We start from the raw sequence: 15,939 nt of genomic DNA on the forward strand, positions 1-15,939 counted from the left end.
CGAAACGGCCCCGAAGCACACGCGCCGGCGCCAGGCCCGGCCGGGAACACACACCCGACGGCGGACCTGGCCGGAAGCCCACGCGTCGGCGACAGCCCCGGCCGGGAACACACGCACCGGCGACGGATCCGGCCGCGAGCGAGCGCGCCGACAGCGAAACGGCCCCGAAGCACACGCGCCGGCGCCAGGCCCGGCCGGGAACACACACCCGACGGCGGACCTGGCCGGAAGCCCACGCGTCGGCGACAGGCCCGGCCGGGAACACACGCCCGGCGGCGGACCTGGCCGGAAGCCCACGCACCGACAGCGGGACCGGCCGAAGGCACACGCGCCCACAACGGGCCCGGCCCGAAGCACACGCGCCGGCGACGGGCCCGGCCACGAGCGCACGCCCGGCGGCAGGTCTGACCGGGAACGGACCTGCCGGCGGCGGGTCTGGCCGGGAGCGGACGTGCCGGTTTCGGCCAGGGGCGGAAGGCGGGCGGGGCCGTTAACCTCGTGGCCGCCCGCCCGGTTCCTCGCGGCTCCGGCACGCCCGACCGGCCCCGTGCCGTGCCGGTGCCTGCCGGGAGGGCGGGCGGGAGCCGTCGATCCGGCCGGTCTCGCACGCCCATGCTTGCCGAGGGCTTGGCATGCGCATGCTCATTAGGGTGTCGTGGTGCGGCTCACCCGAGTCCACCGCACACCCGGCGTTTCCTCCACCCCACAAGGAGACATGGTGCTACGACCACGAAGACTGTCCCTGGCGGGCCTGGCACTGGCCACGGCCGCCGCGGGCCTCACCCTGCTGCCCGCGAGCGCCGAGGCGGCCCCCGCGGGCCACCCGGCCACGGCGGCCCACTCCCCCGCCCTGGCCGCCGCCGCGCCCGACATAGACGTCACCAAGGTGCAGGCGCACCTCACCGAGCTGAACGCCATCGCGAGCCGCAACGGCGGCAACCGCCGGTCCACCGGCCAGGGTTACCGCGACTCGGTCGCCTATGTGAAGGGCAAGCTCCAGGCGGCCGGTTACACCGTCACCGAGCAGGCCTGCACCTCCGGCTGCACCAGCGGTGCCGGTCCCAACCTGATCGCCGAGTGGCCCCGCGGCGACGCGTCGAAGGTGTACATGTTCGGCGCGCACCTGGACGGTGTCTCCGCCGGGCCCGGCATCAACGACAACGGCTCCGGCAGCGCCACCCTCCTGGAGGTCGCGCTGAAACTGGCGCAGACCGATCCGTCCATGGGGGCGCGCGTCCGCTTCGGCTGGTGGACGGACGAGGAGCAGGGCCTGAACGGCTCGGACTTCTACGTCCGTTCGCTGACCTCCGCGCAGCGCTCGGCGATCAAGGCGTACTACAACTTCGACATGGTCGCCTCGCCCAACGGCGGCTACTTCATCAACCACATCACGTCCTCCGCCGCCGCGCCGATGAAGGCGTACTGGGACTCGCTGAACCTCCAGCCCGAGGAGAACACCGAGGGCGCGGGCCGCTCCGACGACTACTCCTTCGAGAACTACGGCATCCCGACCTCCGGCTACGCCATGGGCGCGAGCGCCCGCAAGACCTCGGCGCAGGCGGCCAAGTGGGGCGGCACGGCGGGCGCCGCGTACGACGGCTGCTACCACTCCTCGTGCGACACCACGAGCAACATCAACGCCACCGGGCTGAACCGCAGCGCGGACGGTGTCGCCTACACGCTGTGGAAGCAGGCGGTCTCGGACACCGCCCCGGCGAACGACTTCTCGGTCTCGGTGAACCCCGCCACCGGCAGCACGAACCCGGGCACCTCGCTGACCACCACCGTGTCCACGGCCACCACCAGCGGCTCGGCACAGACGGTGAACCTGTCCGCCTCGGGCGCCCCGGCCGGCGTCACGGTCTCCTTCAGCCCGGCCTCGGTGACCTCCGGCGCCTCCTCCACGGCGACGGTCTCCGTCGGCGCCTCCGTGCCGCCGGGCACGTACCCGCTCACCCTCACCGGCACCGGCACCGGCACGCACAGCGCGTCGTACACGCTGACCGTCAAGGGCGCCGGCGGCTGCACACCGTCCCAGGTGATCTCCAACGGCGGCTTCGAGAGCGGTACGTCGCCGTGGACGGGCGACACCGGCGCGATCGGCACGTTCAGCGGCCAGTCCGCGCACTCCGGGTCCCGGTACGCCTGGCTCGCGGGTTACGGCTACGCCGCGACCGACAGCGTCGGCCAGACGGTGACCGTCCCGGCGGGCTGCGCGAAGGCGACTCTCACGTACTGGCTGCACATCGACACCGCCGAGTCGGGCACGACGGCGTACGACACCTTCCAGGTCAAGGTGAACGGCACCGCGAAGCAGACGTACTCCAACGCCGACGCTGCCACCGGGTACACCGAACGCACCCTGGACCTCGCCCAGTACGCCGGCCAGCAGATCACGCTGACCTTCACGGCCACCGAGGACTCCGGCCTCCAGACCAGCTTCGTCCTCGACGACACCGCCCTGACGACCGGCTGACCGCACCGCTCCCCGGCATGCCCAGGGCCGGTTCCGGACACCTCCGGAACCGGCCCTGACCCGCGGAACCGGTGCCCCTCTACGACAGCCCGGTCCCACGACGTGTCACTGGAACTGTGCGAAGAACCTCCAGATCTCCGTCTTGGTCCAGGTGGTGACGCCGCTTTCGCCGGAGGAGCCGTCGACCGGACCGGGGATGTGGTCCCCGTCGAACGCGGCCCACTGGACCGGGTATCCGGCACGGCAGCCCGAGTAGGCGGTGGTGATGTGCGTCCGGCTGCCCGGCGCGGGCTCGCGCGGGCTCTGGGGGGTGCAGCCGTTGTTGCCCACGAACCTGTCGCGCAGGGACCGTCCTTGCGCGATGTTGAGCACGGAGTCGCCGATGCCGTGGATCCCGAAGTAGGCGATGGGCTGGGTCCCGCCGCCGCACCCGCTGATCTCGGCGCCGGACATGACCGCGACGGCCCTGAAGACGTTCGCCCGGCTGCACGCGAGGGCGTAGCTCATGCCGCCGCCCCAGCTGAAACCGGTGGCGAAACGCTGTGCCGGGTTGACGCAGAGGCCGCCCTCGATGTACCGGATCATGTCGTCGACGAAGGTGACGTCCTCACCGCCGGAGTTGGCCCAGCCGTTGCCGAGGCCCTGGGGGGCGACCAGGATCGCGCTGTTGCCCGACTGCTCCTGCTGGCCGTAGTAGGACCACGCGCTCCCGCTCGTGCCGCCCGAGGCGACGTCGCCGGCGGTTCCGCCCCGCCAGTGGAACGCGAAGATCAGCCGGTAGCGGTGGCTGCTGTCGTAGCCGGCGGGAACCCTCAGGATGAAGCTGCGGCTCTTGCCACCGCTCTGGATCGTGTGCGTACCGCTCGCCAGAGTCGGGGCGCTGCCGCATCCGCCGCCGCCACCGGACGACAGTTTGACCACCTGCCACTGCTGGTTGGCGCCGCCCCAATCGGAGTACTGGACGACGTTGCCGCCGTCGGCGGTGGAGGCACCCTGTACCTCCACCGCCTTGCCGCTGGAGCGGTTGATCAGCCGGACGTGGCCCGCGTCGGAGTCGGCCAGGCGGAACTGCTGGTTGGCCCCGTTGTGGTCGGCCCACTGCTGGATCGCGGCACCGTCCGCGGCCGAGGCGCCGGCCACGTCGAGGACCTTGCCCGAATGCCGGGCCTTGAGACGGTAGAAGCCGTCACCGGAGTCCACGAACTGCCACTGCTGGTTGGTGCCGTCGTTGCGCGTCCACTGGCTGACGCGCGCGCCGTCGGCGGTGGACGCGCCGGAGACGTCCAGCGCCTTGCCGCTGTTGCGATTGACCAGCACGTACCAGGCGTTGGTGTCCACCGTCGCCGCCTCGGCGGGCGTCGGATGCACCGCGGCGAGCATGCCGACCGCGAGCGCCGTCGCCACCACGGAGGCGACCCGGGACCACCACCGGTGTTTCCGTGGAGGGGCGGGAGGAGCCGCACCGCAGGTCCTCATCGGCTCACCCTTTCCTTCGTGGCGGGTCCCATCAGGCGCGGGCCCAGCGCTGGTTGCTTCCGTTCGAGCAGGAGTAGAGCTGGATCAGGGTGCCGTTGGCCGTGCCGGCGCCGACGGCGTCGAGGCAGAGGCCGGACTGGACGCCGACGATGGATCCGTCGGAGTTGAGGCGCCACTTCTGGTTGTCGGCACCCCAGCAGCTGTAGATCTGGACCTTGGCGCCGTTGCCGGTGCCGGCGGCGTCCAGGCACTTGTTGCCGTAGACCTTGAGTTCACCGGCGTCGGTGAGCGTCCACTGCTGGTTGGTGGCGCTGTTGCAGTCCCACAGCTGGACCTGGGTGCCGTCGGCGGTACTGGCGTTGGGCACGTCCAGGCAGCGGCCCGAGCCGACGCCCTTGATCTGCCCGCCGTCGCCGGTGGGGGGAGGCGTGGTGGGGGAGCCGCCGTTGAGCGCGTTGAGCACCGCGGTGTAGGCGGCCTTCTTGCTGCCGTCGTTGTTGAACAGCAGCGGCGTGTCCCCCGACCGCCAGGAGTCGCTGTCGCGCACGCCCCAGACGGTGACGCCGAGGCAGCGCGAGACGGCCAGGCAGTCGTTGGTCACGGCGGCGTAGGTCGAGGACGGGGCGCCCTGGATGTCCAGCTCGGTGATGGCCACGTCGACGCCGAGGGCGGCGAAGCTCTGCAGCGTGGTGCGGAAGTTGCTGTTGTACGGGCTGCCGCTGTTGAAGTGCGACTGGAAGCCGACGCAGTCGATCGGCACGCCGCGCTGCTTGAAGTCCCGGACCATGTTGTACACGCCCTGCGTCTTGGCCCAGGTCCAGTCTTCGATGTTGTAGTCGTTGTAGCAGAGCTTGGCCGACGGGTCGGCGGCACGCGCGGTGCGGAAGGCGACCTCGATCCAGTCGTTGCCGGTGCGCTGCAGGTTGGAGTCGCGCCGGGCGCCCGAACTTCCGTCGGCGAACGCCTCGTTCACGACGTCCCACTGGGCGATCTTGCCCTTGTAGTGGCCCATCACGCCGTTGATGTGGTCGATCATCGCCTGGCGCAGTGAGCTGCCGCTGAGGCTCTGCATCCAGCCGGGCTGCTGGGAGTGCCAGGCCAGGGTGTGCCCGCGCACCTTCTTGCCGTTCTGCACCGCCCAGTTGTAGACGCGGTCGCCGGCGGTGAAGTTGAACTGGCCCCGCTGCGGTTCGGTGGCGTCGATCTTCATCTCGTTCTCGGCCGTCACCATGTTGAACTCACGGTTCGCGATCGACGTGTACGTCGAGTCGCCCAGCCTGCCCGAGGCGATGGCGGTACCGAAGTAGCGGCCGCTCTGCGCCGCCGCGGCGCCGAGCGTGGTCTCGGCGGCGTGTGCGGTCGGCTGCGCGGCCAGCGCGGAGACCGTACCGAGGACGCCGACGGTCAGCGCCCCCAGCAGGTTGCGGATCTTCCGGCGGACGAGGAGTGGTCCGGGAGGGGCATAGGAGCCCATGACTGTGCCTCCAAGGTGGACATGTGGAAGGACTGGAGCACGAGGAACGCGTCGCCCCGTTCCCACCCGCGGACGGACGGGGTGGGACGGAACCGGGGCGGCGTACGCGGTCTGCCGTGCGGGCCGCATGGCCCGGAGTGTGTTGCGGTTCGTTCGATATATCGAACTACGACCGGATTCCCAGACAGGGATGATTGAGGCTTTGACAGTGGACCGTCAACCTCTCCCGCAGGGGAATTTCCCGCTCCCCATCCGAAACGTTTCGAGGTGAGGGGGATCCCGCGGCCGGCCGTTCGCCGGACAGGGATCAGCCGCTGACCGTGACGGTCGAGCTTCCGCTGCTCTGGTAACCCTCGGTGGCCATGATCATGTAGTACTTGAACTGCCCCAGGTTCATGCCCGCGCGCGCCCAGGCGTCGAAGTGGTTGCCGGTGGTGATGGTGCCGGAGCCGCTGGTCACCTTCGACTGCCGGACGCTCCAGTACTGGTCGAAGGTGCGGGTGCCCTCGACGGAGGGGGCGTTGTACCGCGTCGTCTTGTAGATGTCGTAGGTGCCGCCGTCGCTGTAGACGGTGCCCCGGAATTCGCCGGTGGGCCGGTAGCTGCCCCAGTTGTCGACGATGTAGTACTCCACCAGCGGGTTCGACGTCCAGCCGTAGAGGCAGCCGTAGCCGTTGCCCGACGGGTTGAAGTAGCCGGTGTAGCGGACCGTCCTGCGGCCGCCGGTGTTCCAGCCCTTGCCGGCGACGAAGTTGCCGCAGTTGGTCCACCGCGTGCTGTAACCGCCGCCGCCGTTCAGCGTCATGGAGACGGAGCCGCCGCCGTCGGTCCAGAACGAGTAGTACATGCCGTCGTAGCCGGTCTGGCTGGTGGTGATGGTGGTGGCGGCGTGGGCGGTGCCGGGCAGCAGCAGTCCGGTCGCGGTCGCGAGCGCGACGGTTCCGGCGCCGCCGAGGAAGCCTCGTCGGCTCAAGCCGCCGAGGGGAGCGGGGTTCTGCTGGGTCTGGTGCTGCTGCGTGCCGTCCTGCTGCATGCGTCCTCCCGATGAAGGCTCGTGGGGGGCGGGCGGCTCCTGCCGCCCGCGGCCCGGCACGGAAGACGGGCGCGGGGCCGCCCGCGGTCGTGCCGTTCGGTGGGCACAGTTTTCGGAGAACGCCATGACCCTGTCAACGGTTTCGACATCCTTTCGGAAACATCTCTGTAATCCGAAGGGGACGTGACGAGTACGTCTTGGCTGATCACGCCGCCCCTGGCGCGAGCCGTCGCGAGAGGTGGAACGAGACGAGGAGGGAATGCGACGCAAGACCGTGCGCGGCTTTCGAAACTTTCGATCAGGCGCGGAGCGGCGGACACCGGCCAAGGAGGCACCGGTCCCCAACCGCTCCCCCCGACCGGCCCCCAAAACGATCAGGGCCGGTTTCGGATGTCTCCGAAACCGGCCCTGATCTGCGACTGTCTCCAGTCGGGACGACAGGATTTGAACCTGCGACCCCTTGACCCCCAGTCAAGTGCGCTACCAAGCTGCGCCACGTCCCGTCGCACCAGCGCGCGGTGTTCCGCGTGATCGTGCGGACAGCACTTTACCCCACGCCGGCGGGTGCGCCGAAGACGGGCGGCCGGGACGCCGTACAGGGTGGGGCGAAGCGGGAGAAGCGGTGGCGCGCGGCGGGGAGCGCGGCGGGGGACAATCGGCGGTATGACGAACGTGGGGGCATCCGATGCCCGGGACCGGGACACGGACGGGCGGGCCCGCAACGCGCGGCCCCGGGACGGGCTGGGGCGCCCGCTGCCGTATGGTGCCGAGGGCGTCCCCCGGCAGCCGGAGGGGATCCTGCGGGCACCGGAGGAGACCGTGGTCGAGGCACAGGCACTGCTGGCCGCCGGGCGGCCCTTCCACGCGCACGAGGTGTTCGAGGACGCCTGGAAGTCGGGCCCGCCGCAGGAGCGCCCGCTGTGGCGGGGGCTCGCCCAGCTGGCCGTGGGGCTCACCCACGCGGCCCGGGGCAACGCCGTCGGCGGGGCCCGGCTGCTGCGGCGGGGGGCCGGCGCGGTCGAGGAGTGGGCGGCCGGGCGGGGCGAGGACCGGCCCTACGGGCTGGACCTGCCCGGGCTCGCCCGGTGGGCGCGGGAGCTGGCGGGGCGGGTCGAGCGCGGCTCCGCACCGGTCGACGCGTGCGCCGAGGCACCTCGGCTGGGCCCCTGACCGGACCGCTCCCGACGGGCGCGGACGCAGCGCCGTAGCCGGCCGTGCGGAGGCGGTGGGCGCATGGCCGGCGGCATGCGGCAGACTCGGGGCGTGCGAAAGATTCATGTCATCGGTATCGGCGCGGGCGACCCCGACCAGCTGACCCTGCAGGCGGTCAAGGCGCTGCGGAGCACGGACGTGTTCTTCCTCCTCGACAAGGGCGAGGTGAAGAACGATCTGACCCAGCTCCGCCGGGACATGCTGGACGCGCATCTGCCGGCCGGGTCCTACCGGGTGGTCGAGGCCCGTGACCCGGAGCGGGACCGCTCGGCGGGCGGTCCCGCCTACTCCCCGGCCGTCGAGGACTGGCGCTCCGCCCGCGCCGGGATCTACGAGCGACTGATCGCCGGCGAGCTGGACGAGGACGGCACCGGCGCGTTCCTGGTCTGGGGGGATCCGGCGCTCTACGACAGCACGCTGGGCATCCTCCAGGAGGTGCTGGAGCGGGGCGCGGTGGAGTTCACGTACGACGTGGTCCCCGGCGTCAGCAGTGTCTCCGCCCTGGTCGCCCGACATCGCACGGGGCTGAACCGGGTCGCCCGGCCGGTGCAGATCACCACGGGGCGGCGGCTGGCCGAGGGTTTCCCGGAGGGGGTGGACGACGTGGTCGTGATGCTGGACGCGCACCAGGCGTTCCGGCGGTACGCCGAGGAGGACATGGACATCTACTGGGGCGCCTACATAGGCACACCGGACGAGATCCTCGTCTCCGGTCCGATCGCGGAGGCCGGTCCGCGCATCGAGCGGCTGCGCGCCGAGGCCCGGGAGCGCAAGGGCTGGATCATGGACACGTACCTGCTGCGCAGGCATCCGGCGCGGGACTGACCCGCGCGGAGCCGGGGCCGCGCCGACGACCGGTACGGGGCCGGCGGCGTGGCGCCGACGACGGTGCGGCGCCGAGCCGTGTGGTGCCCGCGGTGTCGGTCAGGCGTCCGGTCCGCCGGACGTCCCGTTCGCCGTGTCCGTCCCGAAGCCCAGCCGGTCCAGGACGCTCGCCACGTCGGGGACCGCTCCGACGCCGTCCGGCAGCGGGGGGCGGCGTACGACGATCACGGGCAGGCGCAGGTCGCGCGCGGCCGTGAGTTTCGCCGCCGTGGCCTGTCCGCCGCTGTCCTTCGTGACGAGGACGTCGATCCGGTGGGTGCGCAGGAGTTCCGTCTCGCCGGGGACCGTGAACGGGCCGCGGGCCAGGATCACCCGGGCGTCCGGCGGCAGCGGCGGCTCGGGCGGCTCCACCGAGCGGACGAGGAAGTGCAGGCCGGTCAGGGAGGCGAAGGCGGCGAGGCCGAGGCGTCCGGTGCTGAGGAACACCCGGCTGCCGAGGCCGGGCAGCGCCTCGGCGGCCTCGGCGAGGGACGCGACGTCGTGCCAGCGGTCGCCGGGGCCCGGCCGCCAGCCGGGGCGGCGCAGGACGACCGCGGGGACTCCGGTGGCCCGCGCCGCGCGGGCCGCGTGGGCGGTGATCGTCCCGGCGAAGGGGTGGGTGGCGTCCACCAGGGCGTCCACCCGGTGCTCGCGCAGCCAGCCGGCCAGGCCCTCCGGGCCGCCGAAGCCGCCGACGCGCACCTCGCCGGGCAGTGCGCCGGGGCGGGCGACCCGGCCGGCGAGCGAGGTGGTGACCCGGGTGCCGGGCCGGGCGGCGAGGTCGGCGGCGAGGCGGCGGGCCTCGGTGGTGCCGCCGAGGATCAGCACGTGCGCGGGCATGGGGTGAGCGTACGGGGTGCCGGGCGGCGGCCGGCCGGGTCGTCGCGGTCGGGCGCGCGGAAGGACTAGGGCAGGAGCAGCTGCACGCCGCCCACGATGGTCGCCGCGATCACGAGTTGTTCGAAGAGCCGCTGGTTGATCCGGTTCACGGCCCGTTTGCCGATCAGCGCACCGGGCACGACGAACGCCACGAGCGCGGCGTCGAGGAGCAGTGACCGTCCGTCGATCAGGCCCAGGCCCACGCTGAACGGCACCTTGGAGACGTTCACGATGAGGAAGAAGAAGGCGGAGGTGCCGAGGAAGCCGAGCTTGCGGAAGCCTGCGGAGAGCAGGTACAGCGACATCACCGGCCCGGCCGCGTTGGCGACCATCGTGGTGAACCCGCCGAGCACGCCGTAGGAGCGGGCCTTGATCCGGCCCGCCCGGGTCGTCACCGTCTCCGGCGCGGGCGGGGTGTCGGCCGTGCGCCGGCGCCACACCGTCACCCCGGCCATCAGCAGGAGGATCGCGCCGATCGAGACCCGTACCATCCCGTCGCCGGCCCACACCAGGAACAGCGTGCCGGCCACCACGCCCACCGCCACGGCCGGGAACAGCCGCCACAGCGTGGGCCAGTGGGCATGCCGCCGGTAGGTGAGGACGGCGAGCACGTCCCCGGCGATGAGGAGGGGCAGCAGGATGCCGGTGGAGGCGCGGGCGGGCAGGACCGCCGCGAAGATCGCGAGGCTGACCGTGTTGGCCCCGCTGACCGCGGTCTTGGAGAAGCCGACGAGCAGGGCCGCGAAGGCGAGCGCGGCGAACTCCCAGCCTGATAGGTGCCAGAGCGTCATCGTGTTCATGCGGGGACCGATGCTATGTGCATGCATAGGCCGCGCGTAAGGACCGTCTCGCGGGCCGGTCCACCACGCCCCCCGGCCCGCGCGGCGCGCTACCGGCCCGTGTACCGGACCCGCAGCTCCCGCTTGAGCACCTTCATGCTCGGTCCGAGCGGCAGGGTGTCCGTGAACTCCACGCGGCGCGGGTACTTGTGCCGGCCGAGGTGCTGCTTGGACCATTCGGTGAGGGCGGCGGCGTCCGGGGTGGCGCCGGGGGCCGGGACGACGACGGCGCAGATCTCCTCGCCGTGCAGTTCGTCGGGCAGGCCGATGACGGCGGCCTGGGCGATGTCCGGGTGCCGCGTCAGGACCTCCTCGACCTCGCGCGGGTAGACGTTGTAGCCGCCGCGGATGATGACGTCCTTCTTGCGGTCGACGATCCGCAGGAAGCCCTCGTCGTCCTTGACGCCGAGGTCGCCGGTGCGGAACCAGCCGTCCACCAGGGCCTCGGCGGTGGCCTCGGGGCGGCCCAGGTAGCCGGAGAAGACGTTGTGGCCGCGGATGACGACCTCGCCCAGCTCGCCGGGCGGCAGCAGCTCGATGCGGTCCTCCACCTCGGCGCGGGCGATCTCCGCGTCGACGCCCCACAGCGGGTGCCCGATGGTGCCGGCCTTGCTGCCGAACACCGGCTGGTTGACGGTGGCGGCCGGCGAGGTCTCCGACAGTCCGTAGCCCTCGTAGACCTCCGCTCCGAACGCGGCCTCGAACCGTTCCAGTACCGCGACCGGGAGCGAGGCCCCGCCGGAGATGCACACCCGCAGCCCGGGGAGCCGTTCGGCGTCGGCGGCCGCCGCGGCGAGGGCGACGAACATGGTGGGCACGCCGTGGAAGGTGTTCACGTCCTCCCGCACCATCAGCTCGATGGCCCGGGCCGCGTCGAAGCGGGGCAGCAGCACGAGCGTGGCGCCGGCCCGCCAGGTGGAGTTCAGCGAGACGGTCTGGCCGAAGGCGTGGAACAGCGGCAGCGCGCCGAGGGCGATGTCGTCGGCGCGGATGTCGTGGGCGTCGAAGGCGTTGACGGTCGCGTTCATCACCAGGTTGAAGTGGCTGAGGACAGCGCCCTTGGGGACACCGGTCGTACCGCTGGTGTAGAAGACCACCGCGGGGTCGTCGGCGGCGCGGGTCGCGTACGACGGCAGCGGCTCGGCGTCGGCCGCCAGCTTGTCCAGTTCCTCGCCCAGGGTGATCACGCGGACGCCGACCGCCTCGGCCGCGGCCCGGCCGGTCACGGCCTGGGCCGGGTGGACGAGCAGCACGGTGGCCCCGCTGTCCTTCAGGACGTGCTGGACCTCGTCGGCCGACAGCAGGAGGTGGACGGGGACGACGACACCGCCCGCCGCGGCGATCGCGTAGTAGGCGACCGGGAACTCGGCGGTGTTGGGGGCCATGAGGGCGATCCGGTCGCCGGGCCGTACGCCGAGGGCGGTGAGCGCGCCCGCCCGGGCGAGCGCCCGCCGCCACACCTCGGCGAAGGTGAGCCGCAGTTCGCCCTCGACCAGGGCGGTCTTGCCGGGGCGGCGCCGGGCGTTCTCGGCGAGTATGGCGGCGACGGACAGGGTTGCCATGGAGTGCTGCTCCGTTTCCTTGCTGCGGCTCGTGCTACCGGATCCCCTTGTGGGGAGCCCCCGTTGACGTCGGCTCAGTGTCGCTCGACCAGCATCGCGGTGCCCTGCCCCACGCCCACGCACATGGTCGCGAGGCCGCGCCGGGCGCCCGTGCGCCGCATGCGGTGCAGCAGGGTGGTGAGGATGCGGGCGCCGGAGCAGCCGAGGGGATGGCCGAGGGCGATGGCGCCGCCGGTGGGGTTCACCAGGTCGGGGTCGAGGCCCAGTTGGTCGACGCAGGCGAGGGCCTGGGCGGCGAACGCCTCGTTCAGCTCGGCCTCCTGGAGGTCGCCGATCTCCCAGCCGGCCCGGATGAGCACCTTGTGGGTGGCGGGGACCGGGCCGAGGCCCATCACGTCGGGGTGCACGCCCGCGGAGGCGCCCGCGACGTACCGGCCGAGGGACTCCAGGCCCAGTTCGTTCAGGGCCTCTTCGCTGACCAGCAGCAGGGCGGCGGCGCCGTCGTTCATCGGCGAGGCGTTCCCGGCCGTGACGGTGCCGCCCGCGCGGAAGGCCGGCTTGAGGCGGGCCAGCTTCTCCAGCGAGGTGTCCTCGCGGACGCACTCGTCGTGCTCGACGGTGACGCCGTCCGGGCGCTCCACGGGCAGGAGTTCGTCGTCGAAGTGGCCGTTCTTGCGGGCGGCGGCGGCGAGTTGGTGGCTGCGCAGGGCGAACTCGTCCTGCCGGGCGCGGGAGATGCCGAGGCGGGCGGCGACCTCCTCGGCGGTCTCGCCCATGGAGAGCAGGCCGTGCAGCTCCTTCATGGCGGGGTTGACCAGGCGCCAGCCGAGCCGGGTGTCGTAGGTCTCCATGCGGTGCGGCAGGGCCTCGTCGGGCCGGGGCAGCACGAAGGGGGCGCGGCTCATCGACTCGGAGCCGCCGGCGATCACGATGTCGGCCTCGCCCGCGGCGATGGTGCGGGCGGCGGCGGTGACCGCCTCGAGCCCGGAGGCGCACAGCCGGTTGACGGTGGCGCCGGGCACGGAGTCGGGCAGTCCGGCGAGCAGGGCGGCCATGCGGGCGACGTTCCGGTTGTCCTCGCCGGCCTGGTTGGCGGCGCCCCAGTAGACGTCGTCGACGCGGGCGGGGTCGAGCGCGGGCACGTCGGCCACCAGCCGGCGGATCACGGTCGCGGCCAGATCGTCGGGGCGGACCGAGGAGAGGACACCGCGCACCTTGCCGAGGGGGGTGCGGCGGGCGGTCGCGAAATGGACGGGACGCACGGCGGGACTCCTGACCTACGACATTGTGGATCACGGATGGGTGCAGCACTCGTTAATTAGCACTGCTAGTTTTGGACTATAGACCTCCGGCCGCCCCGCTGGGAAGCTCCCCCGGGGCTTCGCCGGGGGGAACGGGAGGAGACATGCACCACGTCCGCGAGCACGTCCTCGACGGCGCGCACGGAGCCCTCGCCGTGCGCGAGTGGCCGCATCCGGAGCCCCGCCTGCTGTGCTCCTGGCGCACGGGTACGGCGAGCACGCCGGCCGGTACGCGGAACTGGCGGCCGTGCTCACCGGACACGGGGCCGCCGTCTACGGCCCCGACCACACCGGCCACGGCCGGTCGGCCGGGGAACGGGCGCTGATCGAGGACTATGAGGACGTGGTCACCGACGTGCACGCCGTCGCGGACCTCGCCCGGGCCGGGCGCCCCGGCCTGCCGCTGGTGCTGCTCGGCCACTCGATGGGCGGGCTGATCGCGGCCCGCTACGCCCAGCGGTACGGCGACGGGCCGAGTGCGCTGGTGCTGTCCGCGCCGGTGATCGGCGCCTGGGAGCCGCCGGGCCGGCTGCCGGCCCCGGAGGAGATCCCGGACACCCCGGTCAGCCCGTCCGCGCTGTCCCGGGGCCCGGCCGTGGGCGCCGCCTACGCGGCCGATCCGCTGGTCTGGCACGGGCCCATGAAGCGGCCGACGCTCCGGGCGTTCGTCCGCACCCTGGAGACGGTCGCCCGGAGCGGTGACGTGGGCCCGCTGCCGCTGCTGTGGCCGCACGGCGACGAGGACCGGCTGGTGCCGCCGGCCGGGAGCCGGCCCGGGGTGGAGCGGCTGAGTGGCGGCCGGCTGACCGAACGGATCTTCCCCGGGGCGCGGCACGAGGTGTTCCACGAGGGGGACCGGGCGGCGGCCCACACGGAACTGCTCCGCTTCCTGGACGGGGTACTGCCCCGCTGAGGGCCCTCGCCGCTCGGCCGGGGCCGCCCCGCGGACCGGCAGGCGCCACCGCACGCCCGCGTGCCGCCCCCGCCTGGCGGCCGGCGCCCCCACGACCGGACCCGGCGTCACCCCGCCGGCCGGTGCCCCCGCACTCCTCGTGCGCCCCCGCCGTCCGACGCCCCGCACACCCGATGACTCCCCCGCTGATCAGCCGGTTTGTCTGCGGATGCCGGGGGCACCCGCCCTTTCGGACATGGCCGAGGAAAGTTCAGGAAAGGGGACCAGCGCACCATGACCGTGGTCAAGAGCACACTGCCCGAGGAAGCGCTCGGCATCACCGGCACCGCCCTGCAGGACACCCTGGTCGATCTGCTGGGACTGTCGCTGGTCGGCAAGCAGGCGCACTGGAACATCGTGGGCCCGCGGTTCCGGTCGATCCACCTCCAGCTGGACGAGGTGGTCGCCACGGCACGCGCCCACTCCGACACGGTGGCCGAACGCGCCGCCGCGCTGGGCGTGTCTCCGGACGGCCGCCCGGAGACCATCGCCGCGACCTTCGCGCTGTCCGGCACCAAGGACGGCTGGCTGCGCGACACCGAGGTCGTGGAGCTGATGGTGTCCTCGCTGGAGACGGCCATCGGCCGGCTGCGGGAGCGGATCGCCGCGACCGAGAAGGCCGACCCCGTCAGCCAGGACCTGCTGATCGCCATCACCGCCGATCTGGAGAAGCAGCGCTGGATGTTCGAGGCGGAGAACCACCCCGGCGACACGGCCGCCGACTGAGAGACGGCCACTCGCCCCGTACGCCGCCGCCCCGCCCCCGGCGGGGCAGAACACGGAAGGGGGAACCCATGGCCGACTCCCCGGAACTCGACGCGCTGTGGGACGACTTCCACCGCGTGGTGAACATGACCTCGGCGGAACTCGCGGCCTGGCTGAAGGTCCGGGACGCCGGCGAGGAGACGGAACCGCTGCCGGACGCGGCGGGCACGGAGACCGGGCAGCACGTCCTGGCGATCCTGCGGAAGCGCCGTACCGACCTGACCCACGACGACGTCCGGGTGATGCGGCGGGTCGTGGACACGGTCGGAGAGCTGGTGGACGTGGACGACGAGCCCGCGCCGGAGACCGCCCGGGACACCGGCCGCCGGCACCGGCTGATGACCCTGGGCCACGACCCGCTCAAACCGTAGGCCCATGGACCGCGACGCACGCGTGCTGCGGGAGCTGGTGTCCGCGCACGGGCGGACGTTCGCCGAGGAGGCGGGCATCCGGCTGACGGACACCCCGCAGCCGCTGTACCGGCTGCTGGTGCTGTCCCTGCTGCTCAGTACCCGGATCCGGGCGTCGGTCGCGGTGGCCGCCGCCCGGGCCCTGCACGAGGAGCGCCTGGACAGCCCGCGCCGGATGGCCGGGTCCGACCGGCGGCGGCGGGTCGACGCTCTCGGCCGCGCCGGCTACCGCCGGTACGACGAGCAGACCGCGACCCGGCTCCGGGACGGCGCCGAGCTGCTCGAGGAGCGCTGGGGCGGCGATCTGCGCCGACTGCACCGGGAGGCCGGCGGCGACATCGACCGGCTGCGGGAACTGCTCCAGGAGGAGCCCGGCATCGGGCCGACCGGTGCCGGCATCTTCCTGCGCGAGGCGCAGCGGGTGTGGCCGGACGTCGCCCCCTACCTGGACGGCAAGGCGCTGTCCGGCGCCGGGCGGCTCGGCCTGCCCGAGGACCCCGGGAAGCTGACCGAACTGGCCGGGGACACCCCGTCGGCCGTGCTGGCCGCCGCGCTGGTCCGGGCCGCGCTGGACAAAGGGGTGGCCGAGGACTGCCTGCGCCGCGCCGGATGATCCCGCCGGGCCGCTCCCCGCGCGTCCCGGACCGACCGCCGGGACCGGACGGGAAGGAGCGGCCCCGGGTCGGAGACCGGACC

At 72.9% G+C, this 15,939-nt stretch carries 13 protein-coding genes, 1 tRNA gene and 1 pseudogene; 7 read left to right on the top strand and 8 right to left on the bottom strand.

Features of this window, described 5'->3' with window-relative positions; all coding sequences use genetic code 11:
- The first annotated feature begins 718 nt into the window (after window positions 1–718).
- Window positions 719–2,476, top strand: coding sequence for a M28 family peptidase (locus tag ACZ4W9_RS30770; RefSeq protein ID WP_467941348.1), 1,758 nt, complete (start codon window positions 719–721; stop codon window positions 2,474–2,476).
- 105 nt (window positions 2,477–2,581) lie between these two features.
- Here the strand turns inward: ACZ4W9_RS30770 and ACZ4W9_RS30775 are convergent, their stop codons facing one another.
- From ACZ4W9_RS30775 to ACZ4W9_RS30790, 4 genes are all read right to left on the bottom strand, one after another.
- On the bottom strand, window positions 2,582–3,883 hold the full coding sequence (locus ACZ4W9_RS30775) for an RICIN domain-containing protein (protein ID WP_467941261.1): 1,302 nt from the start codon (window positions 3,881–3,883) through the stop codon (window positions 2,582–2,584).
- Window positions 3,884–3,983: 100 nt separating this feature from the next.
- A complete protein-coding gene (locus tag ACZ4W9_RS30780) occupies window positions 3,984–5,426 on the bottom strand; it encodes an endo-1,4-beta-xylanase (protein WP_467941263.1) in 1,443 nt (480 codons plus the stop codon).
- Between the two features lie 307 nt (window positions 5,427–5,733).
- Complete coding sequence (locus ACZ4W9_RS30785; RefSeq protein WP_467941264.1) at window positions 5,734–6,459, bottom strand: glycoside hydrolase family 11 protein; 726 nt, start codon at window positions 6,457–6,459, stop codon at window positions 5,734–5,736.
- 429 nt (window positions 6,460–6,888) lie between these two features.
- A tRNA-Pro gene (locus tag ACZ4W9_RS30790) sits at window positions 6,889–6,962 on the bottom strand.
- Window positions 6,963–7,122: 160 nt separating this feature from the next.
- Here ACZ4W9_RS30790 and ACZ4W9_RS30795 point away from each other — a divergent pair.
- Together ACZ4W9_RS30795 and cobF are read left to right on the top strand one after the other, a co-directional pair.
- Window positions 7,123–7,629 carry a DUF309 domain-containing protein gene (locus ACZ4W9_RS30795; RefSeq protein ID WP_467941266.1) on the top strand — a complete coding sequence of 169 codons (507 nt, stop codon included), beginning with the start codon at window positions 7,123–7,125 and terminating at the stop codon, window positions 7,627–7,629.
- A 93-nt stretch (window positions 7,630–7,722) separates the two neighbouring features.
- A complete protein-coding gene (gene cobF / locus ACZ4W9_RS30800) occupies window positions 7,723–8,496 on the top strand; it encodes a precorrin-6A synthase (deacetylating) (protein ID WP_467941268.1) in 774 nt (257 codons plus the stop codon).
- A 99-nt stretch (window positions 8,497–8,595) separates the two neighbouring features.
- Here cobF and ACZ4W9_RS30805 read toward each other — a convergent pair whose 3' ends face one another.
- The 4 genes from ACZ4W9_RS30805 to ACZ4W9_RS30820 all read right to left on the bottom strand — a co-directional run bounded on the left by ACZ4W9_RS30805 (window position 8,596) and on the right by ACZ4W9_RS30820 (window position 13,077).
- Window positions 8,596–9,375: a cobalt-precorrin-6A reductase gene (locus ACZ4W9_RS30805; RefSeq protein WP_467941270.1), complete on the bottom strand. Its 780-nt coding sequence runs from the start codon at window positions 9,373–9,375 to the stop codon at window positions 8,596–8,598.
- 65 nt (window positions 9,376–9,440) lie between these two features.
- The gene (locus ACZ4W9_RS30810) at window positions 9,441–10,214 is read right to left on the bottom strand and encodes a sulfite exporter TauE/SafE family protein (protein WP_467941272.1); all 774 of its coding nucleotides are present in this window, start codon (window positions 10,212–10,214) and stop codon (window positions 9,441–9,443) included.
- An 89-nt stretch (window positions 10,215–10,303) separates the two neighbouring features.
- Window positions 10,304–11,815, bottom strand: coding sequence for a long-chain-fatty-acid--CoA ligase (locus ACZ4W9_RS30815; RefSeq protein WP_467941273.1), 1,512 nt, complete (start codon window positions 11,813–11,815; stop codon window positions 10,304–10,306).
- 74 nt (window positions 11,816–11,889) lie between these two features.
- On the bottom strand, window positions 11,890–13,077 hold the full coding sequence (locus ACZ4W9_RS30820; RefSeq protein WP_467941275.1) for a thiolase family protein: 1,188 nt from the start codon (window positions 13,075–13,077) through the stop codon (window positions 11,890–11,892).
- 143 nt (window positions 13,078–13,220) lie between these two features.
- Between ACZ4W9_RS30820 and ACZ4W9_RS30825 the strand changes: the two are divergent.
- From ACZ4W9_RS30825 to ACZ4W9_RS30840, 4 genes and pseudogenes are all read left to right on the top strand, one after another.
- Window positions 13,221–14,029, top strand: a pseudogene (locus ACZ4W9_RS30825) (alpha/beta hydrolase).
- Between the two features lie 273 nt (window positions 14,030–14,302).
- Window positions 14,303–14,794 (top strand): Dps family protein, encoded by a 492-nt coding sequence (locus ACZ4W9_RS30830; RefSeq protein ID WP_467941276.1) that lies wholly within the window; start codon window positions 14,303–14,305, stop codon window positions 14,792–14,794.
- 68 nt (window positions 14,795–14,862) lie between these two features.
- Entirely contained in the window at window positions 14,863–15,204 is a 342-nt protein-coding gene (locus tag ACZ4W9_RS30835; RefSeq protein ID WP_467941278.1) for a DUF3140 domain-containing protein, read from the top strand.
- A gap of 4 nt (window positions 15,205–15,208) precedes the next feature.
- Entirely contained in the window at window positions 15,209–15,856 is a 648-nt protein-coding gene (locus tag ACZ4W9_RS30840) for an endonuclease (protein WP_467941279.1), read from the top strand.
- Window positions 15,857–15,939 lie beyond the last annotated feature (83 nt).

The organism is Streptomyces sp. NPDC029296 (genome assembly GCF_055569255.1).

Bases quoted from the DNA above. Each gene is read 5' to 3' on its own strand.
- ACZ4W9_RS30780 (WP_467941263.1), bottom strand. From the start codon at position 5,426: ATGGGCTCCTATGCCCCTCCCGGACCACTCCTCGTCCGCCGGAAGATC.
- ACZ4W9_RS30785 (WP_467941264.1), bottom strand. From the start codon at position 6,459: ATGCAGCAGGACGGCACGCAGCAGCACCAGACCCAGCAGAACCCCGCT.
- ACZ4W9_RS30795 (WP_467941266.1), top strand. From the start codon at position 7,123: ATGACGAACGTGGGGGCATCCGATGCCCGGGACCGGGACACGGACGGG.
- ACZ4W9_RS30805 (WP_467941270.1), bottom strand. From the start codon at position 9,375: ATGCCCGCGCACGTGCTGATCCTCGGCGGCACCACCGAGGCCCGCCGC.
- ACZ4W9_RS30810 (WP_467941272.1), bottom strand. From the start codon at position 10,214: ATGAACACGATGACGCTCTGGCACCTATCAGGCTGGGAGTTCGCCGCG.
- ACZ4W9_RS30815 (WP_467941273.1), bottom strand. From the start codon at position 11,815: ATGGCAACCCTGTCCGTCGCCGCCATACTCGCCGAGAACGCCCGGCGC.
- ACZ4W9_RS30830 (WP_467941276.1), top strand. From the start codon at position 14,303: ATGACCGTGGTCAAGAGCACACTGCCCGAGGAAGCGCTCGGCATCACC.
- ACZ4W9_RS30835 (WP_467941278.1), top strand. From the start codon at position 14,863: ATGGCCGACTCCCCGGAACTCGACGCGCTGTGGGACGACTTCCACCGC.
- ACZ4W9_RS30840 (WP_467941279.1), top strand. From the start codon at position 15,209: ATGGACCGCGACGCACGCGTGCTGCGGGAGCTGGTGTCCGCGCACGGG.